This window comes from Peribacillus simplex, from assembly GCF_001578185.1.
GTDB classification, from domain to species: domain Bacteria; phylum Bacillota; class Bacilli; order Bacillales; family DSM-1321; genus Peribacillus; species Peribacillus simplex_A.
Window position 1 is genome coordinate 1,060,378 of record NZ_CP011008.1, and the last position, 16,993, is coordinate 1,077,370.

Here is a 16,993-nt window from a genome sequence, read left to right on the forward strand (position 1 = left end):
CATTTTAAAAAGATATAATAATCATTATGTCTTCCGTGTGAAATTAGTAACAATGTGAGAATGAGGTGAGAAAAATAGGAACTAATACGCAATCCATGATTTTTACGATTTACGGCGATTATATCCGTAACTATGGAAGTAAAATCTGGATAGGCAGTTTAATTCGGTTATTAAAGGAATTCGGTCATAATGAGCAGGGCGTACGTGTAGCCGTTTCACGAATGGTCAAGCAAGGGTGGATTCAGTCTGAGAAGCAGGGGAATAAAAGCTATTACTTTTTGACCGATCGCGGTGTACAGCGAATGGATGAAGCAGCCAATCGCATATATAAGATGAAACCAAATGATTGGGACGGAAAATGGCGTGTCTTAATGTACACGATTCCTGAAGATAAGCGGCAATTACGGGATGATTTCCGTAAAGAGTTAATATGGAGCGGGTTTGGCAGTTTTTCCAGTGGTTGTTGGATTTCCCCTAATGATTTGGAGAAACAAATCCATCGTTTGATCGAGAAATATGACATTAATGAGTATGTAGACTTTTTCATTTCGGAGTACAAGGGCCCAAAAGAAAACCAATCGCTTGTCGAGAAAAGCTGGCATTTAGAAGAGATTGAAAATAAATATGAAGAATTCATCGAGAAATACAGCAAACAATTCATCGTACATCAAAGCATCATTAGCAGGGGGGAAATGTCCGATGCTGATTGCTTTGTGGAACGAACGAACTTGGTGCATGAATACCGTAAGTTTTTATTTATCGATCCGGGCCTGCCAAAGGAACTGTTGCCTTCAAAGTGGAACGGGAATCATGCTGCTCTTTTATTTAGCCAGTATTATCAAGTCTTGGCTGAACCAGCTAGCCGTTTCTTTGAAAGCGTATTTCAGGAAAACAATGATATATGCCGGAAAGACGAAACCTATGATGCTAAAGATCATCCTCTTATCATCAAGTGAAAAAGAGCTTCAGCCAGTTGCTAATGACGACTTGCCGAAGCTCTTTTCTACATTATAGTCAACTAAAGACAACGGGGAAATTCCCTTTGTGATGATTATTCAAGTATCCCTTTGAAGTCCTTTCCTTTTTGAACATATGTATCAATCGAAAGTTGGATCAATTCAAGATCTTTTTCATTCAATCTGCGAACCACTTTCCCTGGCGAGCCAACAACCAGCGAACGTGGAGGTATGCTTTTCCCGGAGGAAATCAATGTATTCGCCCCGACAATGCATTCCTCGCCGATTTCTACATTATCCAATATCGTTGAACCCATACCGATAATGGATCGTTTGCCAATTTTACAACCATGTAGGATAACGTTATGACCGACAGTCACTTCGTCTTCAATGACAACTGGGCATCCTTCAAATAAATGAATGGTGGAATTATCTTGAATACTGCATTTTTCTCCTATTGTGATTGAATCTTCATCACCGCGCAGAACGGAGTTAAACCAAATGGTTGATTCTTTCCCAATCGAAATATCACCGATTAAATGAGCGCCGGGTGCAATGAAAACGGTTTCGTGAATAGAGGGTTTCTTATTATTGTACGGAATAATCATAGTCTCGCTCCTTTTGGAAAAGTCAGAATTGTTTTTCTAATGAATATAGTATAACATTAATTGGACAGGGAGGGATTAAAGTGAAATATATTTGTGGGCTTTTTTCAATAAAATACCCAATTATTCAAGGCGGCATGGGGAATATAAGCAATGCAAGCCTTGCGGCAGCAGTATCCAATGCAGGGGGCCTAGGGACAATAGGGTGCGGTACCATGAATCCCGAACAGGTAGAAGCCATCATTCTCGAAACCAAAGGTAAAACCAATCACAATTTCTCATTGAACATTCCAATCAATGTTAGTCCATATACAGATGAGTTAATCAATCTTGTCTTTAAGCATGATATACCTGTAGTATCCTTATCTGCAGGAAATCCTGCCCCTTTCATTCCATTATTGCAAAAAAAGAAAATAAAAGTGATAGCCATCGTTGCATCGGTCAAGCACGCGCAAAAAGCGCAAGCTGCAGGGGCCGATGTGTTGGTTGCAGAAGGGTTTGAAGCTGCCGGCATCAATTCGAACCTGGAATTGACGACCTTTACACTCATTCCGCAAATTAGCAAGCATGTGACGCTGCCAGTTTTGGCAGCTGGCGGAATCGGCAATGGACAGGGGGTGGCAGCTGCATTGATGCTGGGAGCTTCAGGGGTCCAGTTGGGAACCAGGCTGATCGCTACACAAGAGGCACCGTTCCATCCATCATATAAACAGAAATTAATCGATGCGATGGGTGATGATACGTTTATATTGGGCAGATCCGTTGGACAGGTCAGAAGAGTATTGAAGGACCCATACACGGAAAAAGTTCTGGATTTGGAAAAACAAGGACTGTCCCCAATGAATTATCGTGAAATGACCTCAGAAGTCCATCATATTAATGGTGCAATGAACGGGGATGTTAACAATGGTTTTATGAACAGCGGCCAGGTTGCCGGATTGATTGACAATATACCCACGGTTAAGGAATTACTTGATGGCATGATGAAAGATGCAAAAAAACAAATGGAGGATGGATTGAGCAGTTTTTCCACCCCCTTTATGATTTGAGAACTAGCGGAAGGGACCAATCTGATCATTATTGATTCCCATGGTAAACTACCGAAAACTTACATTATGGAAGATTGTGAGTGAATTTGTGATACAATGGAAAATGAACTTTTTGAAATCATGGGGTGCCCTTCAATTTGGGAGTACCCCTTTTCATATGTAATAAAAGGTAGAAAAGGGGAAACCTCCATGGAAACTTTAATAATGGATATGATTGAAGCGTTTAAATCCTTATCCTATTTCGGTGTGCTGCTAGCTTTGACTTTTGAATTCATTCCTGCTGAAATAGTCTTGCCACTGGCCGGATACTGGGTTTATCAAGGTGATATGAATCTATATTTGACTATACTTGCCGGTTCGCTTGGCGGGGTAACGGGCCCTTTGACGCTTTATGCTTTAGGTAAGTATGGCGGGAGACCGCTTGTTTTAAAGTTTGGGAAATACTTTCTGATCAAGGATGAGCAGTTGAACAAGGCTGACCGCTTCTTTAAAAGGTATGGTGGGGGAATTGCCTTCTTTGGACGGTTTGTACCAGGAATTCGTACCGCTGTCTCGCTGCCATGCGGAATATTGAAAATGAGTATTTGGAAATTCATTTTATATACCTATATGGCGATGCTTCCTGTAACAAGCATTTATGTTTATCTAGGGTATAAGTTAGGGCCGAAATGGGAGCAGGCAGGAGCCATCTTTTCACAATATGCTAATTTCTTGCTTATCCCCATCGCAGTTATAGTCATTTGGTTCATTATGAAGACTCAAAATCAAAAGCAAAGACAAAAACTAAGTCAATCAATAACAAAGAAGGCGCCATGATCAGGCGCCTTTTTCATTATGTTATTATTAGCAGAATCCACCGTAGCCGCCACCGTAGCCGCCACCATATCCGCCACCATATCCGCCACCGTAGCCGCCGCCGAATCCACAGCTGCATCCAATGATAATCAACAAGATAAATAATACGATCAGCAGTGCAAACCCGTTATCGAAACCGCCGCAACCGTCGTCACAACATTCATTTCTATGTCCACCCATTCAATTTCCTCCTCATACATATTATGGAATTGCATACCTAGCAAAACATCTTACCGGGAATACTTCATACTATGTATTATAGGCCGAAGTGTTTGCTTATTCATAAAAAATGGGCGTCGGCAAATCAGGGGAATAAGCCCGAATATTTTTTTGATTTCGTTTAAAATGTTATAATATACCATGCGGATTATGGGGGAAGGGAGCTGAACTTAGTCATGAAAGTGGCCATTATAACGGATGTGCATGGTAATGCTTCAGCGTTAAAAGCCGTTTTAAGAGTTATTGATCAAAGGGACGATATAGATCATATCTATTGTTTAGGAGATATGGTTGGGATTGGCCCGGATACAAATGAAGTCCTTGAGCTATTATTTGCACGAAATGATTTGTCGATGATAACTGGAAATCATGATGAAGCGGTCCTGGCCATCATTAACGGGGAGCCGCATCCGGACGGTCATATTCATGTAAAGGAGCATCATGAATGGATAGCTGAAAGAATGCATCGGAATTTCATAACCAAACTGGAGAAATTGCCTCGCACCATACAGCATATCATTAATGATCACTCCGTTTACTTCACACATTATCACATGGAATCGAAGAAATTGGATGAGCACATAAGCCTTAATCCTTTTAGTAAAATCGTTGAACCGAACTTAAATAACTTAGAAATGCTATTTAAAGATCATCATCACGATTTAATTGGATTTGGACATCATCACCCTACCCATCTTTTTAGAAATGACCGAACGATATTCCTTAACCCAGGGTCTCTTGGCTGTAATGGTGAACCAGTTGCTCCTTATGCCATTGTTACGATTGAAAGTACAGGTATACAGGTTAAGCTCGAAAAAGTAAACTATGATAATTCATCGTTCCTGTTATCGTATAAAAGCTTACAAGTTCCCGAGTATGAATTCATTATCCGGGCCTTCCATGGCGGACAACAGGCCTAATACGTTAATAATTGATGAAATATGGGGAAGTGTTGAACATAAAGGTACATGCCTGGGGATACGATAATAGCAAAACATGATGAAGCTGGAGGTAGGGTATGAAGGAAAAAGAACAGGTAAGTCAAGAGCAAGAAGTTAGGGAACAGCACAATCTGGTATGTAATAATGAATTGTTTAATAAAGATTTATACGCCATTGTCGATGATACGATGCAAGAGGAAGGGTAAACTGGAAAAACGCTGCAGAATACTCTGTAGCGTTTATTTTTACTTTAAAATGGTTAAAGGCAGATTCTTGATTTACACAAAACGGTCATGGCCAACCTATTTTCTGCACTCTTATTACAGCAGTGAACCGCGAACGAATCATTTGAAACCATTCTGGATTTATCCCATACTATATATGAGTTTCAAATCCGAGAGGAGGAATGGCATGGGGCATCATCTTGGTCACTCCGATGAACATGGGCACGGGCACCACCATCATTCTAATAATAAAAAAGCATTGTTGGCATCCTTCTTATTAATCTCCACATTTATGATAGTCGAGGTTATTGGGGGATTCATGACAAATAGTCTGGCTTTACTGTCGGATGCAGGTCACATGCTTAGCGATGCGGCAGCTTTAGGACTTAGTTATACAGCGATAAGGTTGGGGGAAAGGAAAGCGACATCGTCGAAATCGTATGGATATAAACGTTTTGAAATAATTGCTGCTTGTTTGAATGGATTGACCTTGATCGTTATATCCGTATTCATTTTCATAGAGGCAATTAAGAGGTTCGTGGATCCTCCTGAGGTGCAAAGCTTGGGAATGCTAATGATTTCAATCATCGGCTTACTGGTCAATATCATTGCGGCTTGGATTTTAATGAGCGGAGATAAGGAAGACAATTTGAATGTACGAAGTGCTTTTTTACATGTAATTGGTGATATGCTTGGATCGGTGGGTGCAATTGCTGCCGCGCTCTTGATTTATTTTTTCGATTGGGGAATAGCAGATCCGATTGCGAGCGTCATAGTCGCGGTTTTAATTATTATCAGTGGTATTAGGGTAGTGAGGGATTCTTTCCATATTTTAATGGAGGGCACACCCGACCAAGTCGATATGGATGATGTGAAAGCATCCTTGCTGGAATTGGCCAGTGTTTCCGAAGTCCATGACCTCCATATCTGGACGATCACCTCTGGTTTTTTGACAATGAGCTGCCATGTTGTCATAGATGCCAGCGGTAATCACGATTCAGTTTTAGCAGAAGCGCAAAAACTTCTTCACGATCAGTTTGGCATTGAACATAGCACGATTCAAGTGGAAAGACAGGAAGTAGGCTGTCCGAATCCACACGAGACATGTAATTGAAAAGGGCTGGCTCATGTTAGAGCCAGCCTCTTAAGAGTGGTTTGTATAAGCAACTTTATATCCCTTTCCATATGACTTTTACAGAACATTTAGAAGCCATTCCTGTTAAAATGAATCGAGATGATTGTAGATAATAAGTTATGGAAAATACTAAGTGAAAACATCGGGGAATTTTACTGCGAACATAATCCTGACACATTAAAAGGGTAAGATTGAGGGAAAAGGCTCTGATGATTTTAATAATTAGCATATACAAAATTGTTCAACTATAATTCAGGAAGGAGGAATCCTTATATGAAGAAAATTCTTGTAGTAGAAGATGAAATTGCCATATCCATGGTATTGAAAGCATATTTGGAGCGTGAAGGTTTTAATGTAGTCCAAGTATACGATGGACTAAAGGCCATTCCGGTTTTTGAAGAAACAGAGCCAGACCTTATCCTGCTTGATGTCATGCTGCCTGGTAAGGAAGGCTGGGATATATTGAAGGAAATACGGGAGGAAGATACATGTCCGGTTATCATGTTGACTGCACTTACCGATGTCGATTACAGATTATCGGGATTTAAGTCAGGTGCGGATGATTACATCTCCAAACCATTTGTTGCCGAAGAAGTCGTGGCCCGGGTGCATGCCGTTTTAAGAAGATCCTCATCGGTTGTTGCAGAAGGTGATCATGTACATGAGTTTGGGAGTTTAACCATCGATGATCAGTCTTATATGGTGCATTTGGATGGGGAAGAAATTAACTTGACGCCGCGTGATTTGTCGCTGCTCATTTTTTTCGCAAAGCACCCTAATCAAATTTTCACGAGAGAACAGCTGCTCGATCAAGTGTGGGGCATGGATTATGATGGCAGTGACCGTGCGGTGGACCTGGCTATCAAACGAATCAGGAAGGCGATAGATGCATGGCCTGTAACTGAGGGGGAAATAAAAACATTGCGTGGATTGGGGTATCAATTGAGTGTCTATGAAAACTAAAAAAAGAACCACTTTACAACGCTATTGGACTAAGAGATACGTATTGACCTTGATTTCAGGTTTGATATTATTGTCTGTTTTTTCCTTGTGGTGGATGGAAAAAACAGCTTTGGAATATAGGCTTAGCCTGCTTAAGTACTTAGCTGATGAAACATCCGATCGGGCGATAAAGGAAAATGGTCAGATTGTCGTTGGTCCGGTCCTTTCGGAGATTGTTGAGGAAAGGGAGAAAATCCTTCATCTGAACCAACAGCCAATCATCTATATTGTCGACCCTGAAGCCAGCATCATTTATACGATGCCTCAATTGTATATCGATCCGGATGATAATAAACTCCCAGACGTCATTATGAAAAATAGGGAGTTAGTCCAGAAGGTCAAGATTTCCGACAACAAAGTATATGTCGTCAAATCCCCCATTACGTTTAACGATGAGACGAGAGGTTGGGTCGTCATTGCACAGGAAGAAGGGGCATTGAAGGAAATCAACCAAGATCATGGCTTGTTGGCGATCATGATTGGAGGCCTTCTAATTCTGGGGACGGGAGTCATTTATTTTCTTTCCAGGCAGATTTCGCGGCCAATCCAAGATGTAGCTAACGCCGCTGTCCAGGTTCGAGAAGGCAACTATGATATCCATTTCAAAGAGGAAGAGGAAATCAAGGAAGAAGAAATTTATGAACTGATAGGATCGTTTAAGGAAATGACCAATCGATTGAAGGTCATGGAGAAGTTGCGGGCGGAATTGCTTGCAGGTGTAACCCATGATTTGAAAACGCCAGTCACTTCCATTAGCGGACTTATACAAGCGGTTAAGGATGATGTCGTTACGGGAGAGCAAAGTAAGGAATTCCTCGATATTTCTTTAAAGGAAACTCAACGTCTACAAGGTATGATAGAGGATTTACTTAATTATAATGCCATATCGGCAGGTGCTTTTAAAATTCGGGTGCAGAAAGAGAATATCAATATATTCATCAAGGAAATTGCCTATCGCTGGCAAGTGACCCAGGATGATCAAGCGTTCGCTTTTGATATAAAAGTTCCTGATGAACCGGTCTTTGGTCAAATTGACTCATTGCGGATGCAGCAAATCGTCATTAACCTTTTGAATAATGCCAGGCATGCACTTGATGGCAACGGGGAAATAGTGATTCACCTTTATGAAACGGGTGAAGAACGAATCTGCATTGATGTACTGGACAGTGGCCGGGGAATCCCAAAACATGAACAACAATATGTGTTCGAACCATTCTATCGAGGTGAAAACAAAAAGTTGAAGGTACGCGGTTTAGGTCTGGGACTGCCATTCAGTAAGATGCTTGCCAAAGCGCAAAAGGGAGATCTTGTGCTGAAAGAAAGTAATGAACAAGGGACGACGTTTACTATTAGTTTAGAGAAAGCAGATCAGATATAGAAAAAAGGGTTGTCCGCTTTAATGGACAACCCTCTTATTATGCACCGATGTGGGATGGTTGATAATCCAATTGGCTGATTGCATGCCATAACTGTACATGACGTACTTTTCTAGGAAGGAAACGTCCCATTTCTTCTTCGTTATATCCAGCATGCAAGTTCTTATAGTCGAAAATGATCGGACGGCGAAGTAAATCCGGGTTATCTTGAATAAGCTTACAAAGATCATTAAGTGGTGTACTATTTATATCGATATTCAGGCTTTTGAATTTTTTGGAACGGGTTGAGATGATTTCATCTGTACCGCCTTCTGTTTTACGTAAAACCTCTTTAATTTCTTCTATAGAAAGAGGTTGGGAATATAGGTTCCGTTCATTGTAGGAAATTTCGTTTTTCTTAAGCCAAGCTTTTGCTTTACGACAGGCTAAACTGCTTGGAGTAGTATAAATTGTGACCATATAAAATCGACTCCTTCAAAGTGTTAATGTTTATGGAATGAAATTATTATTGTGTATTTGTTATACTCATACTTTAACGTTTCTTTGTGTCAGCAATATGTCAAGAAAAATAAACTTGAAAGTTATTTTAATTCCTGTACATGAACAACAGTATGTATTCGAACCATTCTATCGAGGTGAAGACAAAAAGCTTAAGATACGTTGTTTAGGTTTAGGACTGCCATTCAACAAGATGCTTGCCAAAGCGCAAAAGGGAGATCTTGTGCTGAAAGAAAGCAATGAACAAGGGACGACGTTTACTATTAGTTTAGAGAAAGCAGATCAGATATAGAAAAAAGGGTTGTCCGCTTTAATGGACAACCCTCTTATTATGCACCGATGTGGGATGGTTGATAATCCAGTTGGCTGATTGCACGCCATAATTGAACATGACGTACTTTTCTAGGAAGGAAGCGTCCCATTTCTTCTTCGTTATAACCGGCATGTAAATTCTTATGGTCAAAAATAATTGGTCGGCGAAGTAAATCCGGGTTATCTTGAATAAGCTTACAAAGATCATTTAATGGTGTATTATTTATATCGATATTTAAGCTACTGAATTTTTTAGAACGGGTTGAGATGATTTCATCTGTACCGCCTTCTGTTTTACGTAAAACCTCTTTAATTTCTTCTATAGAAAGTGGTTGTGAATATAAATTACGTTCATTGTAGGAAATTTCGTTTTTCTTAAGCCAAGCTTTTGCTTTACGACAGGCTAAACTGCTTGGAGTAGTATAAATTGTGACCATATAAAATCGACTCCTTCAAAGTGTTAATGTTTATGGAATGAAATTATTATTGTGTATTTGTTATACTCATACTTTAACGTTTCTTTGTGTCAGCAATATGTCAAGAAAAATAAACTTGAAAGTTATTTTAATTCCTGTACATGAACAACAGTATGTGTTCGAACCATTCTATCGAGGTGAAGACAAAAAGCTTAAGATACGTTGTTTAGGTTTAGGACTGCCATTCAGCAAGATGCTAGCAAAAGCGCAAAAGGGAGATGTTGTGCTTAAGGAAAGCAATGAACAAGGCACCACCTTCACGATCGTTATAGAGAAAGCGGATCAGATATAAAAAAGGGTTGTCCATTATCGGACAACCCTTTTTATGGACTGTGTACATGCTAACTGATTAAGCCAATTGGCTGATTGCATGCCATAGCTGTACATGACGGACCTGCCTTGGAAGGAAGCGTCCCATTTCTTCTTCGTTATAACCGGCATGTAAATTCTTATGGTCAAAAATAATTGGTCGGCGAAGTAAATCCGGGTTATCTTGAATAAGCTTGCAAAGATCATTAAGTGGTGTACTATTTATATCGATATTCAGGCTTTTGAATTTTTTGGAACGGGTAGAGATGATTTCATCTGTTCCGCCTTCCGTTTTACGTAAAATCTCTTTTATTTCTTCAATAGAAAGAGGTTGGGAATATAGGTTGCGTTCATTGTAGGAAATTTCGTTTTTCTTAAGCCAAGCTTTTGCTTTACGGCAGGCTAAACTGCTTGGAGTAGTATAAATTGTTACCATATAAAATCGACTCCTTCAAAATTAAAAGTTTATTGGATGAAATTATTTTTATATTTGTGATACTCTTACTTTAACGTTCCTATGTGTCAGCAAGATGTCAAGAAAAATAAACTTAATAGTTATTTCAAAAGGAAAGGGAGAAAATGAAATGCAATCTGCCTTTAATGAAAAAAAAAACGATTCGGTGATATGGCCGATCAAGGACCTGCATAGGCTGATATTTTACATGGATGTGCGGATAATACCATGACAGGGGATTTTTGGTCACCTGTCAGGCTATCGATACAGGTGGCGGGACTATCGGGTATCCTTGTTTTCATTTTAGGGATTATCCTGGCGCGAATGATGGCTAAAAAGCAATTCAGGGGAAGAGTCCTGTTGGAAACAGCATTTTTATTGCCGCTCGTTTTGCCACCTTCTGTCGTAGGTTTTTTATTGATTGTGATTTTTGGGAAGAATGGAATGCCAGGCCAATTCATCGAAAGGGTTTTTGATCAGCCCCTAATGTTCACTTGGTGGGCGGCGGTTATTGCATCCACCGTGGTAGCTTTTCCGCTTATGTACCAATCCGCTAAAACAGGCTTTGAAGGTATTGATGAAGAAATCGAAAATGCAGCAAGAGTTGACGGGGCGGGCGAGTGGAGATTGTTCCTTTTTGTATCCCTTCCATTGGCAGTCAGATCCATAGTCACAGGTGCCATATTGAGTTCTGCACGTGCAATGGGGGAATTCGGGGCGACACTAATGTTTGCCGGAAACATCCCCGGACAGACACAAACCATACCAACCGCGATATATGTCGCCATGGACTCCGGGAATATGACATTGGCCTGGCTATGGGTTGCTGTGATCATCGTCATCTCATTCATGATGCTTTTTGTCGTGACGTACATAAAATGAATGCTGTTTCTCAAATATGCTTATGAAAAGATTAGGTGCGGCTTCTATGTCTTCTTTATGGGTAAAGCCGTTTTTTTCATATAGCTTCCGTGCAGGCAGGTTCATTTTACCGGTCGAAACGGATATCTTTTCCCAGCCGCCTTGTAATTGAAGGTCATTCAAAAGGGCATCCGCAATACCCTGACGAAAATAAGCGGGATGGACGATCATTCTGCAAATCCGCATTAGTCTATTTTCTATTGTATAGGATATCGCTCCAGCTAAGGCATCACCTTCTAAAAAGCATATGAACGATTCATTACAATGAATGAATTGTTCATATGTTTCCAATAAAGGAGGGATATCGGCAAAGCCGATCAAATCCGCTTCCACCGTATAGGATTTTTTTTGAAGTTTAAAAAGCTGCTGGCCAAAATCGGAATCCAAGTCCCGAATTTTCATGATCAAATCATATCACTTCCTTTCATTACATTATAAAGGAAGAGGGAGATTATTGTTTCTTATCAGTCTGTGTTATAATCGACAAACAATATGAACTAATGAAATGAGGAAGAAATTTGTTAACATTTGAAGAAAAATTGAGCATCATTGAAACTTTTCCGGAATTACAGCGAAAAGACGTTTCATTGGGGCGTGTGAATTTCCATTACCCAGAAAGTGTCCAGGAGAAAAAGATAGTCGTTCAGCATTTGCATCCCAATGGAAATGGATTCGTTTACGCTGGCCATATGAGAAAAAAAGATACTGACCGTAAAGGATTTATCAATATACGTGATTATAATGAAGCGGAATTAAAAGAATTGATTCAAAAAAGCATGGATTTTCTTTCTGAACTTCCTGTTGAAATCGAAGAAGAGGAAAACGAGTTCGCTAGGTTGGAAGGAACATGGATTGGCCGTGAAAAGCAAGAGCTTTCACTTGAAAGGGAAGATCAGCTTTGGAACGTGTATTCAGGCTCGAATCTTGAGGAGTGTTTCGAGAGTCCAGTAGAGGCGGAGCGCTACTTATTGGACGAAGGTTTCCGTCAAAGCAATAAGCGGAAAATGTAGAATTTTAGGATAATTTGTCGGTGGAATTACTGCGATAATCTTGTTTTTTTTGGATTTTCCATGATATAATATGAGTAATTATTTTTGTTCGGAATAAGTTTGATAGAAGGATTTACTGTTATAGGATTCCTCTTGAAACATTATCCAGAACCAAAAATAGTAATAAAATGGATTTTTCCAAACACAGGAGGAACTATCATGGTACAAGGTAAAGTAAAATGGTTTAACGCAGAAAAAGGTTTCGGTTTCATCGAAGTTGAAGGCCAAGACGATGTATTCGTACATTTCTCAGCTATCCAAGGCGAAGGCTTCAAAACTCTTGAAGAAGGCCAAGAAGTTTCTTTCGAAATCGAGCAAGGCGCTCGTGGACCACAAGCAGCTAACGTTCAAAAATAATTGAACGCATATAAAAAAAGACTCCGATACTGGAGTCTTTTTATTTTCCCCTGAAAGGGGAACCACGTTTATTCTTCTTTTTTTTCGGCCATTTCCCTTAATACTTTGTCCAATTTTTCCTCGATCCGTTTAGAACGATTAAAATGCCCTGCCAGGTAAAAAACGATGAATATAACGAATACGACAAGCACTAGCATAAACAGGATAGGAAGGAACTGGGTTAAATTTTCAGTCATTGGATATTATCCCCTTTTTATTCCATTATACTTCATGCTTACCGCTGCTATGATATAGGGAGACAAATTTTTAAAAAAATACTAAAAGGTGATATGCGAAAACGCATCTCACCTTTTAGTCAGTTCTGGAATAGCGAGGCGAACTTTTGAAGTCTGGGCAAGTCTGATTCTTGATACATCTGTTCTATCTTCAATGTCACCAATAACTGGCTTTTGGCAAATAACATGTCCCGGAAATGATCGACCGCTCCACAAAAATGATTATAGTTGGTTTCACCAGTGCCAAAGACTCCCGTTTTCAGATGAGCAATAGGCAACTGTTCCAGTTCTTTGTAAAGGGCTGCTGATTTGGCAGGAAGCTCCCCATTTCCCCATGTATAGGTACCGACGATCAATGCATCGTAATCCGGCAATGTACCTAAATCGAATTCATGCAGTTGATATAGTCCAGCTCCAGGTAATAGGGAAGCGATGGCTTCAGCAAGAGCTTTTGTATTTCCTCCAGCAGAATGATAGACAATGGCAACTTTATAGCTCATCGAATCCATTGCTGGCATTTACTTGACTGTAGGTCCTTGACTTCTGTTCGAAGAAATCGGTTTTGGTAAGGCCGATGGATTCATCATCGAACGTTTTGATCCAAGGCATCGGGTTTTCACTATACTCTTTATACAAGTTTTCAAGGCCTAGCATGCGAAGCCGTTTGTTGGCGATATATTCGATGTATTCGTTGAACTCTTCCAAATCGAGATCAGCTTTGGTTTGGATATCTTCAAGCATATACTCAGACCATTCCTTTTCGAGTTCGACGGCTTTTTCAATCGTTTTATAGATGAATTTCGTGTTTTCTTCATTATTTAACTCTGGATATTCATACATCAAGATTTGAACGAGCATTCCAATGAAATCGAAATGGACCATTTCATCGCGATGGATATAGGATATCATCGTAGCCGAGCCGGTCATAAGGTTCTGGCGTCCTAAATTATAATAGAAGGCGAAAGCCAGATAAAAATAAATCCCTTCGAGGTTCGTTGAATGGATCAGTGCCTCGAATAAATGCTGAGGGCTTGGATCGTCCACGAACTTTTGATAGGCATCCACGATCGGTTGATTACGCTTAATCACTTCCGGATGTTCTTTAATGCGGTCGAAAAGCTGTTTTTGCTTGCCTACCGGTATCAGGGAAGCAAGGATATAGGAATAGGATTCATTATGGATGGATTCCTGCTGGGCCATGTTTGCCAGGATAGCTTTTGCCGCAGGATCCTTTATATACCGAAGGATTTCTACTAAAGTAGGCGTTTGTAGACTATCCATTCCAGCAATCATCGTAAGGATATCAAGAAAAGCGTCCTGGATATCTTCGTCCAATTCTCCCCACTGCTTTTTATCCTGAATCATGTTCACGCTTGAAGGCTTCCAAAAGTTATTGATGAGCTGTGTATAGGTATCATAGAATTTCTCATACTGAATATCGTTCCAAAGGAGAAAGCCTGAAGCTTCTCCTTTGAAAACACCGGTCGCTTTAGTTGGATGCGTTGGTTCTAGCATCCGGATCTTTTTTATATGATTGGTCATTCGTGAAAACTCCTTTAAGAATAGATTACTAAGGGTTTGATCGTCGTTAACTAGAACAGCTTTCGCAGGCATTGTCATATTCGGAAGAAGTCGAACGAACATAATACGTTGATTTCAACCCGGATTCCCACGCCGTTAAATGGATATCCAATAGGACCTTCGCTTTGATTGTGTTGTGTACATACAGATTAAAGCTGATTGCTTGGTCAATATGGCGTTGGCGGGCTGCATTTTGCCTGATGCTCTCCAGTTGGTCCAAATTAAAGCGGGTCTTTTTATAATATTCATACGTATTTGGCGTCAATCCTGGTGCGGTCACCTTGAATTTGAAGTTTTTCTTTTCCTCGTAAAATTCAATTTCATACAAAGGATCGATTCCATCCGTTGAATTACCGATTTTAGCAGTCGATGAATTTGGGGCAATAGCCATTAAATATCCATTACGGGTACCGTGCTCCTGCACATCTGCTTTTAAATCCATCCATTTTTGATCTGTATAGTCACGAAGTTCGAAATATTCCCCTGTATGCCAATCCGATCCTTCGAAATATGGGTATGATCCTTTTTCCTTGGCCAACTCGTTGGATGCTTTGATTGTTAAGTAAGCGATCTTTTCGTATAAAGCATCGGCATAGTGAACAGCCTCATCCGATTCCCAATAAATATTCTGAGTGGCAAGTAAATGATGCCATCCAAACGTTCCTAAACCAATTGCCCGGTAACGTTTGTTCGAGATGGATGCTTGCTTGACCGGAAGATTATTGACATCAATGACGTTATCCAGCATCCGGATCTGAATGGGAATTAACCTCTCCAAAACATCGCTGCTCACCGCACGGGGCAAGTTAATGGATGATAGGTTGCAGACAACGAAATCGCCGCTTTTACGGACCACAACGACATCTCCATCTTCTGTTTCATATTCATCCGTGATCGTCGAAGGGCTTAAGTTTTGAGCAATCTCCGTACAAAGGTTAGAACAATAAATCATGCCTTTATGTTTATTCGGATTCTTCCGGTTCACTTCATCGCGGTAGAACATATATGGTACGCCTTCTTCTAATTGAGAAATCATGATGCTTTTCATGATGTCCATCGCATTGATTTTTTCAAAGCTATAGTTTGGAAGTGTACCATTTTCTGCGGCCTCGACAGCAAGTGCGTAATGATTCCTGAAGCTTCCTTCGCCTTTCTTCTCGTCATAAAGATCTTCAAGTGAGAATCCAAGGGTTTGTTTGATGGTATGCGGATCGAAAAGATACCATTCTTTTCTGTCGCGTACAGCCTCCATGAACAAATCAGGAATACATACACCTGTAAAAATATCATGGGCTTTTAATCTGTCATCCCCGTTTTGCGTCTTCAAATCAAGAAAGCTCATAATATCTTTATGCCAGGCATCCAAGTAAATCGCGATGGCACCTTTACGTTGCCCCAATTGATCGACACTGACAGCTGTCTGGTTGAATAGCCGGATCCAGGGAGTCGTGCCGGAACTGTTTCCAGAGAAACCTCGGATATCAGAACCAAGCGAACGAATCTTACCAACGTAAAGACCTACACCGCCGCCGAATTTTGATACTTTTGCGGCATCGTAGTTAGATAGATAGATGCCGTCAATGGAATCTTCAATTGCGTCGATAAAACAAGAGCTTAACTGTCCATGCGTTTTACCTGCATTGGATAGAGTAGGCGTCGCAACAGTCATATAAAGGTTGGACATAGCCCAGTAAGCTTCTTTTATTAGTTGAAGACGATGCTCCGTTTTTTCCATTCGCATGATTTCCATCGCGATGATCATGAAGCGCTCTTGAGGCAGTTCGTAGACCTTGTCTTTTTTTGGGCGGGCTAGGTAGCGATCGTTTAATAAGTAGATGCCTATGTAAGAAAATAATTTATCCTTTTCCGGGTCGATCACCGAACCCAATTCCTCAATTTCCGCTTTCGTATAAGAAGCTAGCAGTTCTGATTTATAAATGGGATAACGCTGGCCTTCTGAAAGTTGCGAGAGTTCCGTGATCAGTTCATAGAATGGGCCATAACTCATGCCTTCATAACCTCGATTTGCCTGTGCATCCCTATACATCGTATTCAATAGTTCTGCTGCAGCAACGAACGTCCAATCGGGAGCATCTATATCCACACTTTCAAGAGCGAGCTGAATCAGTTTTTTTGATGCCTGTTCATCGGTTGAGTCACTTTTGCGATCAAGCCATTTTATAAAACGCTTTTTGAACTTTTCCATATCGAGACGGCCTTCGAATTCCTTTGATAACATCTCAAGCTGGATTGAATTCGTTTCGGTGTCATTTTCGCCTATGGTAGAGTTATATGTTTGAGTCATTAATAATCCTCCTTGTAAACTTCCGCTAAAATAAAAAAACCGCCCAAATGGATTGAGCGGATCAAACGATAGAATAAAAGAACCATGAAAAAAT

General features: G+C 40.4%; 23 protein-coding genes. 13 read left to right on the forward strand and 10 right to left on the reverse strand.

Annotated elements, in window-relative coordinates; genetic code table 11:
- Positions 1–74: 74 nt before the first annotated feature.
- Complete coding sequence (gene paaX / locus UP17_RS04950; RefSeq protein WP_155727507.1) at positions 75–956, forward strand: phenylacetic acid degradation operon negative regulatory protein PaaX; 882 nt, start codon at positions 75–77, stop codon at positions 954–956.
- 95 nt (positions 957–1,051) lie between these two features.
- Here the strand turns inward: paaX and UP17_RS04955 are convergent, their stop codons facing one another.
- Entirely contained in the window at positions 1,052–1,564 is a 513-nt protein-coding gene (locus tag UP17_RS04955; RefSeq protein ID WP_061461918.1) for a gamma carbonic anhydrase family protein, read from the reverse strand.
- An 80-nt stretch (positions 1,565–1,644) separates the two neighbouring features.
- On the opposite strand from UP17_RS04955, the gene UP17_RS04960 reads away from it, so the two are divergent.
- Positions 1,645–2,610 (forward strand): NAD(P)H-dependent flavin oxidoreductase, encoded by a 966-nt coding sequence (locus UP17_RS04960; protein ID WP_081108707.1) that lies wholly within the window; start codon positions 1,645–1,647, stop codon positions 2,608–2,610.
- Positions 2,611–2,799: 189 nt separating this feature from the next.
- Entirely contained in the window at positions 2,800–3,426 is a 627-nt protein-coding gene (locus UP17_RS04965) for a DedA family protein (RefSeq protein WP_061465984.1), read from the forward strand.
- A gap of 27 nt (positions 3,427–3,453) precedes the next feature.
- On the opposite strand, the gene UP17_RS04970 is transcribed toward UP17_RS04965, so the two are convergent.
- Positions 3,454–3,645: a YjcZ family sporulation protein gene (locus UP17_RS04970; protein WP_061461919.1), complete on the reverse strand. Its 192-nt coding sequence runs from the start codon at positions 3,643–3,645 to the stop codon at positions 3,454–3,456.
- A 215-nt stretch (positions 3,646–3,860) separates the two neighbouring features.
- Here UP17_RS04970 and UP17_RS04975 point away from each other — a divergent pair, with 215 nt between their 5' ends.
- The 5 genes from UP17_RS04975 to UP17_RS04990 all read left to right on the forward strand — a co-directional run bounded on the left by UP17_RS04975 (position 3,861) and on the right by UP17_RS04990 (position 8,364).
- Positions 3,861–4,604, forward strand: a complete 744-nt coding sequence (locus UP17_RS04975) for a metallophosphoesterase family protein (protein ID WP_061461920.1) — start codon at positions 3,861–3,863, stop codon at positions 4,602–4,604.
- A 98-nt stretch (positions 4,605–4,702) separates the two neighbouring features.
- Positions 4,703–4,831: a hypothetical protein gene (locus UP17_RS29170; protein WP_284149560.1), complete on the forward strand. Its 129-nt coding sequence runs from the start codon at positions 4,703–4,705 to the stop codon at positions 4,829–4,831.
- A 205-nt stretch (positions 4,832–5,036) separates the two neighbouring features.
- Entirely contained in the window at positions 5,037–5,963 is a 927-nt protein-coding gene (locus UP17_RS04980; protein WP_061461921.1) for a cation diffusion facilitator family transporter, read from the forward strand.
- A 294-nt stretch (positions 5,964–6,257) separates the two neighbouring features.
- Positions 6,258–6,947, forward strand: a complete 690-nt coding sequence (locus UP17_RS04985) for a response regulator transcription factor (protein ID WP_061461922.1) — start codon at positions 6,258–6,260, stop codon at positions 6,945–6,947.
- 94 nt (positions 6,948–7,041) lie between these two features.
- The gene (locus UP17_RS04990) at positions 7,042–8,364 is read left to right on the forward strand and encodes a sensor histidine kinase (protein WP_250211760.1); all 1,323 of its coding nucleotides are present in this window, start codon (positions 7,042–7,044) and stop codon (positions 8,362–8,364) included.
- A 37-nt stretch (positions 8,365–8,401) separates the two neighbouring features.
- Here UP17_RS04990 and spx (UP17_RS04995) read toward each other — a convergent pair whose 3' ends face one another.
- A complete protein-coding gene (gene spx, locus UP17_RS04995; RefSeq protein WP_061461924.1) occupies positions 8,402–8,821 on the reverse strand; it encodes a transcriptional regulator Spx in 420 nt (139 codons plus the stop codon).
- Between the two features lie 97 nt (positions 8,822–8,918).
- On the opposite strand from spx (UP17_RS04995), the gene UP17_RS05000 reads away from it, so the two are divergent.
- A complete protein-coding gene (locus tag UP17_RS05000; protein ID WP_155727236.1) occupies positions 8,919–9,152 on the forward strand; it encodes an ATP-binding protein in 234 nt (77 codons plus the stop codon).
- Positions 9,153–9,189: 37 nt separating this feature from the next.
- Here the strand turns inward: UP17_RS05000 and spx (UP17_RS05005) are convergent, their stop codons facing one another.
- Positions 9,190–9,609 carry a transcriptional regulator Spx gene (gene spx, locus UP17_RS05005; protein WP_061461926.1) on the reverse strand — a complete coding sequence of 140 codons (420 nt, stop codon included), beginning with the start codon at positions 9,607–9,609 and terminating at the stop codon, positions 9,190–9,192.
- A 97-nt stretch (positions 9,610–9,706) separates the two neighbouring features.
- Here spx (UP17_RS05005) and UP17_RS05010 point away from each other — a divergent pair, with 97 nt between their 5' ends.
- Entirely contained in the window at positions 9,707–9,940 is a 234-nt protein-coding gene (locus UP17_RS05010) for an ATP-binding protein (protein ID WP_250211761.1), read from the forward strand.
- A 57-nt stretch (positions 9,941–9,997) separates the two neighbouring features.
- Here UP17_RS05010 and spx (UP17_RS05015) read toward each other — a convergent pair whose 3' ends face one another.
- Complete coding sequence (gene spx / locus UP17_RS05015; protein ID WP_061461928.1) at positions 9,998–10,393, reverse strand: transcriptional regulator Spx; 396 nt, start codon at positions 10,391–10,393, stop codon at positions 9,998–10,000.
- 246 nt (positions 10,394–10,639) lie between these two features.
- On the opposite strand from spx (UP17_RS05015), the gene modB reads away from it, so the two are divergent.
- Entirely contained in the window at positions 10,640–11,293 is a 654-nt protein-coding gene (gene modB / locus UP17_RS05020; protein WP_061461929.1) for a molybdate ABC transporter permease subunit, read from the forward strand.
- Here the strand turns inward: modB and UP17_RS05025 are convergent.
- On the reverse strand, positions 11,255–11,734 hold the full coding sequence (locus tag UP17_RS05025) for a GNAT family N-acetyltransferase (protein WP_250211813.1): 480 nt from the start codon (positions 11,732–11,734) through the stop codon (positions 11,255–11,257). The two genes, modB and UP17_RS05025, sit on opposite strands and share 39 nt — an antisense overlap.
- A 116-nt stretch (positions 11,735–11,850) precedes the next feature.
- Here UP17_RS05025 and UP17_RS05030 point away from each other — a divergent pair, with 116 nt between their 5' ends.
- Together UP17_RS05030 and UP17_RS05035 are read left to right on the forward strand one after the other, a co-directional pair.
- Entirely contained in the window at positions 11,851–12,342 is a 492-nt protein-coding gene (locus tag UP17_RS05030) for a hypothetical protein (protein WP_061461931.1), read from the forward strand.
- Positions 12,343–12,540: 198 nt separating this feature from the next.
- The gene (locus UP17_RS05035) at positions 12,541–12,738 is read left to right on the forward strand and encodes a cold-shock protein (RefSeq protein ID WP_028393295.1); all 198 of its coding nucleotides are present in this window, start codon (positions 12,541–12,543) and stop codon (positions 12,736–12,738) included.
- Between the two features lie 68 nt (positions 12,739–12,806).
- Here UP17_RS05035 and UP17_RS27340 read toward each other — a convergent pair whose 3' ends face one another.
- From UP17_RS27340 to UP17_RS05050, 4 genes are all read right to left on the reverse strand, one after another.
- On the reverse strand, positions 12,807–12,974 hold the full coding sequence (locus UP17_RS27340; RefSeq protein ID WP_155727238.1) for a hypothetical protein: 168 nt from the start codon (positions 12,972–12,974) through the stop codon (positions 12,807–12,809).
- A gap of 119 nt (positions 12,975–13,093) precedes the next feature.
- Positions 13,094–13,531, reverse strand: coding sequence for a flavodoxin domain-containing protein (locus UP17_RS05040; RefSeq protein WP_250211762.1), 438 nt, complete (start codon positions 13,529–13,531; stop codon positions 13,094–13,096).
- Positions 13,503–14,555, reverse strand: coding sequence for a ribonucleotide-diphosphate reductase subunit beta (locus UP17_RS05045; RefSeq protein WP_061461932.1), 1,053 nt, complete (start codon positions 14,553–14,555; stop codon positions 13,503–13,505). The genes UP17_RS05040 and UP17_RS05045 overlap by 29 nt, the downstream gene beginning before the upstream one ends.
- A 46-nt stretch (positions 14,556–14,601) precedes the next feature.
- A complete protein-coding gene (locus UP17_RS05050) occupies positions 14,602–16,899 on the reverse strand; it encodes a ribonucleoside-diphosphate reductase subunit alpha (RefSeq protein ID WP_081108709.1) in 2,298 nt (765 codons plus the stop codon).
- Between the last annotated feature and the right edge of the window lie 94 nt (positions 16,900–16,993).

Coding starts and splice junctions, on each gene's coding strand:
- spx (WP_061461924.1), bottom strand. CDS start 8,821: ATGGTCACAATTTATACTACTCCAAGCAGTTTAGCCTGTCGTAAAGCA.
- modB (WP_061461929.1), top strand. CDS start 10,640: ATGACAGGGGATTTTTGGTCACCTGTCAGGCTATCGATACAGGTGGCG.
- UP17_RS04985 (WP_061461922.1), top strand. CDS start 6,258: ATGAAGAAAATTCTTGTAGTAGAAGATGAAATTGCCATATCCATGGTA.
- UP17_RS29170 (WP_284149560.1), top strand. CDS start 4,703: ATGAAGGAAAAAGAACAGGTAAGTCAAGAGCAAGAAGTTAGGGAACAG.
- spx (WP_061461926.1), bottom strand. CDS start 9,609: ATGGTCACAATTTATACTACTCCAAGCAGTTTAGCCTGTCGTAAAGCA.
- UP17_RS05000 (WP_155727236.1), top strand. CDS start 8,919: ATGTCAAGAAAAATAAACTTGAAAGTTATTTTAATTCCTGTACATGAA.
- UP17_RS05045 (WP_061461932.1), bottom strand. CDS start 14,555: ATGACCAATCATATAAAAAAGATCCGGATGCTAGAACCAACGCATCCA.
- spx (WP_061461928.1), bottom strand. CDS start 10,393: ATGGTAACAATTTATACTACTCCAAGCAGTTTAGCCTGCCGTAAAGCA.
- UP17_RS05025 (WP_250211813.1), bottom strand. CDS start 11,734: ATGAAAATTCGGGACTTGGATTCCGATTTTGGCCAGCAGCTTTTTAAA.
- UP17_RS05010 (WP_250211761.1), top strand. CDS start 9,707: ATGTCAAGAAAAATAAACTTGAAAGTTATTTTAATTCCTGTACATGAA.
- UP17_RS05040 (WP_250211762.1), bottom strand. CDS start 13,531: ATGCCAGCAATGGATTCGATGAGCTATAAAGTTGCCATTGTCTATCAT.
- UP17_RS04970 (WP_061461919.1), bottom strand. CDS start 3,645: ATGGGTGGACATAGAAATGAATGTTGTGACGACGGTTGCGGCGGTTTC.
- UP17_RS04975 (WP_061461920.1), top strand. CDS start 3,861: ATGAAAGTGGCCATTATAACGGATGTGCATGGTAATGCTTCAGCGTTA.
- UP17_RS04955 (WP_061461918.1), bottom strand. CDS start 1,564: ATGATTATTCCGTACAATAATAAGAAACCCTCTATTCACGAAACCGTT.
- UP17_RS05050 (WP_081108709.1), bottom strand. CDS start 16,899: ATGACTCAAACATATAACTCTACCATAGGCGAAAATGACACCGAAACG.
- UP17_RS27340 (WP_155727238.1), bottom strand. CDS start 12,974: ATGACTGAAAATTTAACCCAGTTCCTTCCTATCCTGTTTATGCTAGTG.
- UP17_RS04965 (WP_061465984.1), top strand. CDS start 2,800: ATGGAAACTTTAATAATGGATATGATTGAAGCGTTTAAATCCTTATCC.
- UP17_RS04990 (WP_250211760.1), top strand. CDS start 7,042: ATGGAAAAAACAGCTTTGGAATATAGGCTTAGCCTGCTTAAGTACTTA.
- UP17_RS04980 (WP_061461921.1), top strand. CDS start 5,037: ATGGGGCATCATCTTGGTCACTCCGATGAACATGGGCACGGGCACCAC.
- UP17_RS05035 (WP_028393295.1), top strand. CDS start 12,541: ATGGTACAAGGTAAAGTAAAATGGTTTAACGCAGAAAAAGGTTTCGGT.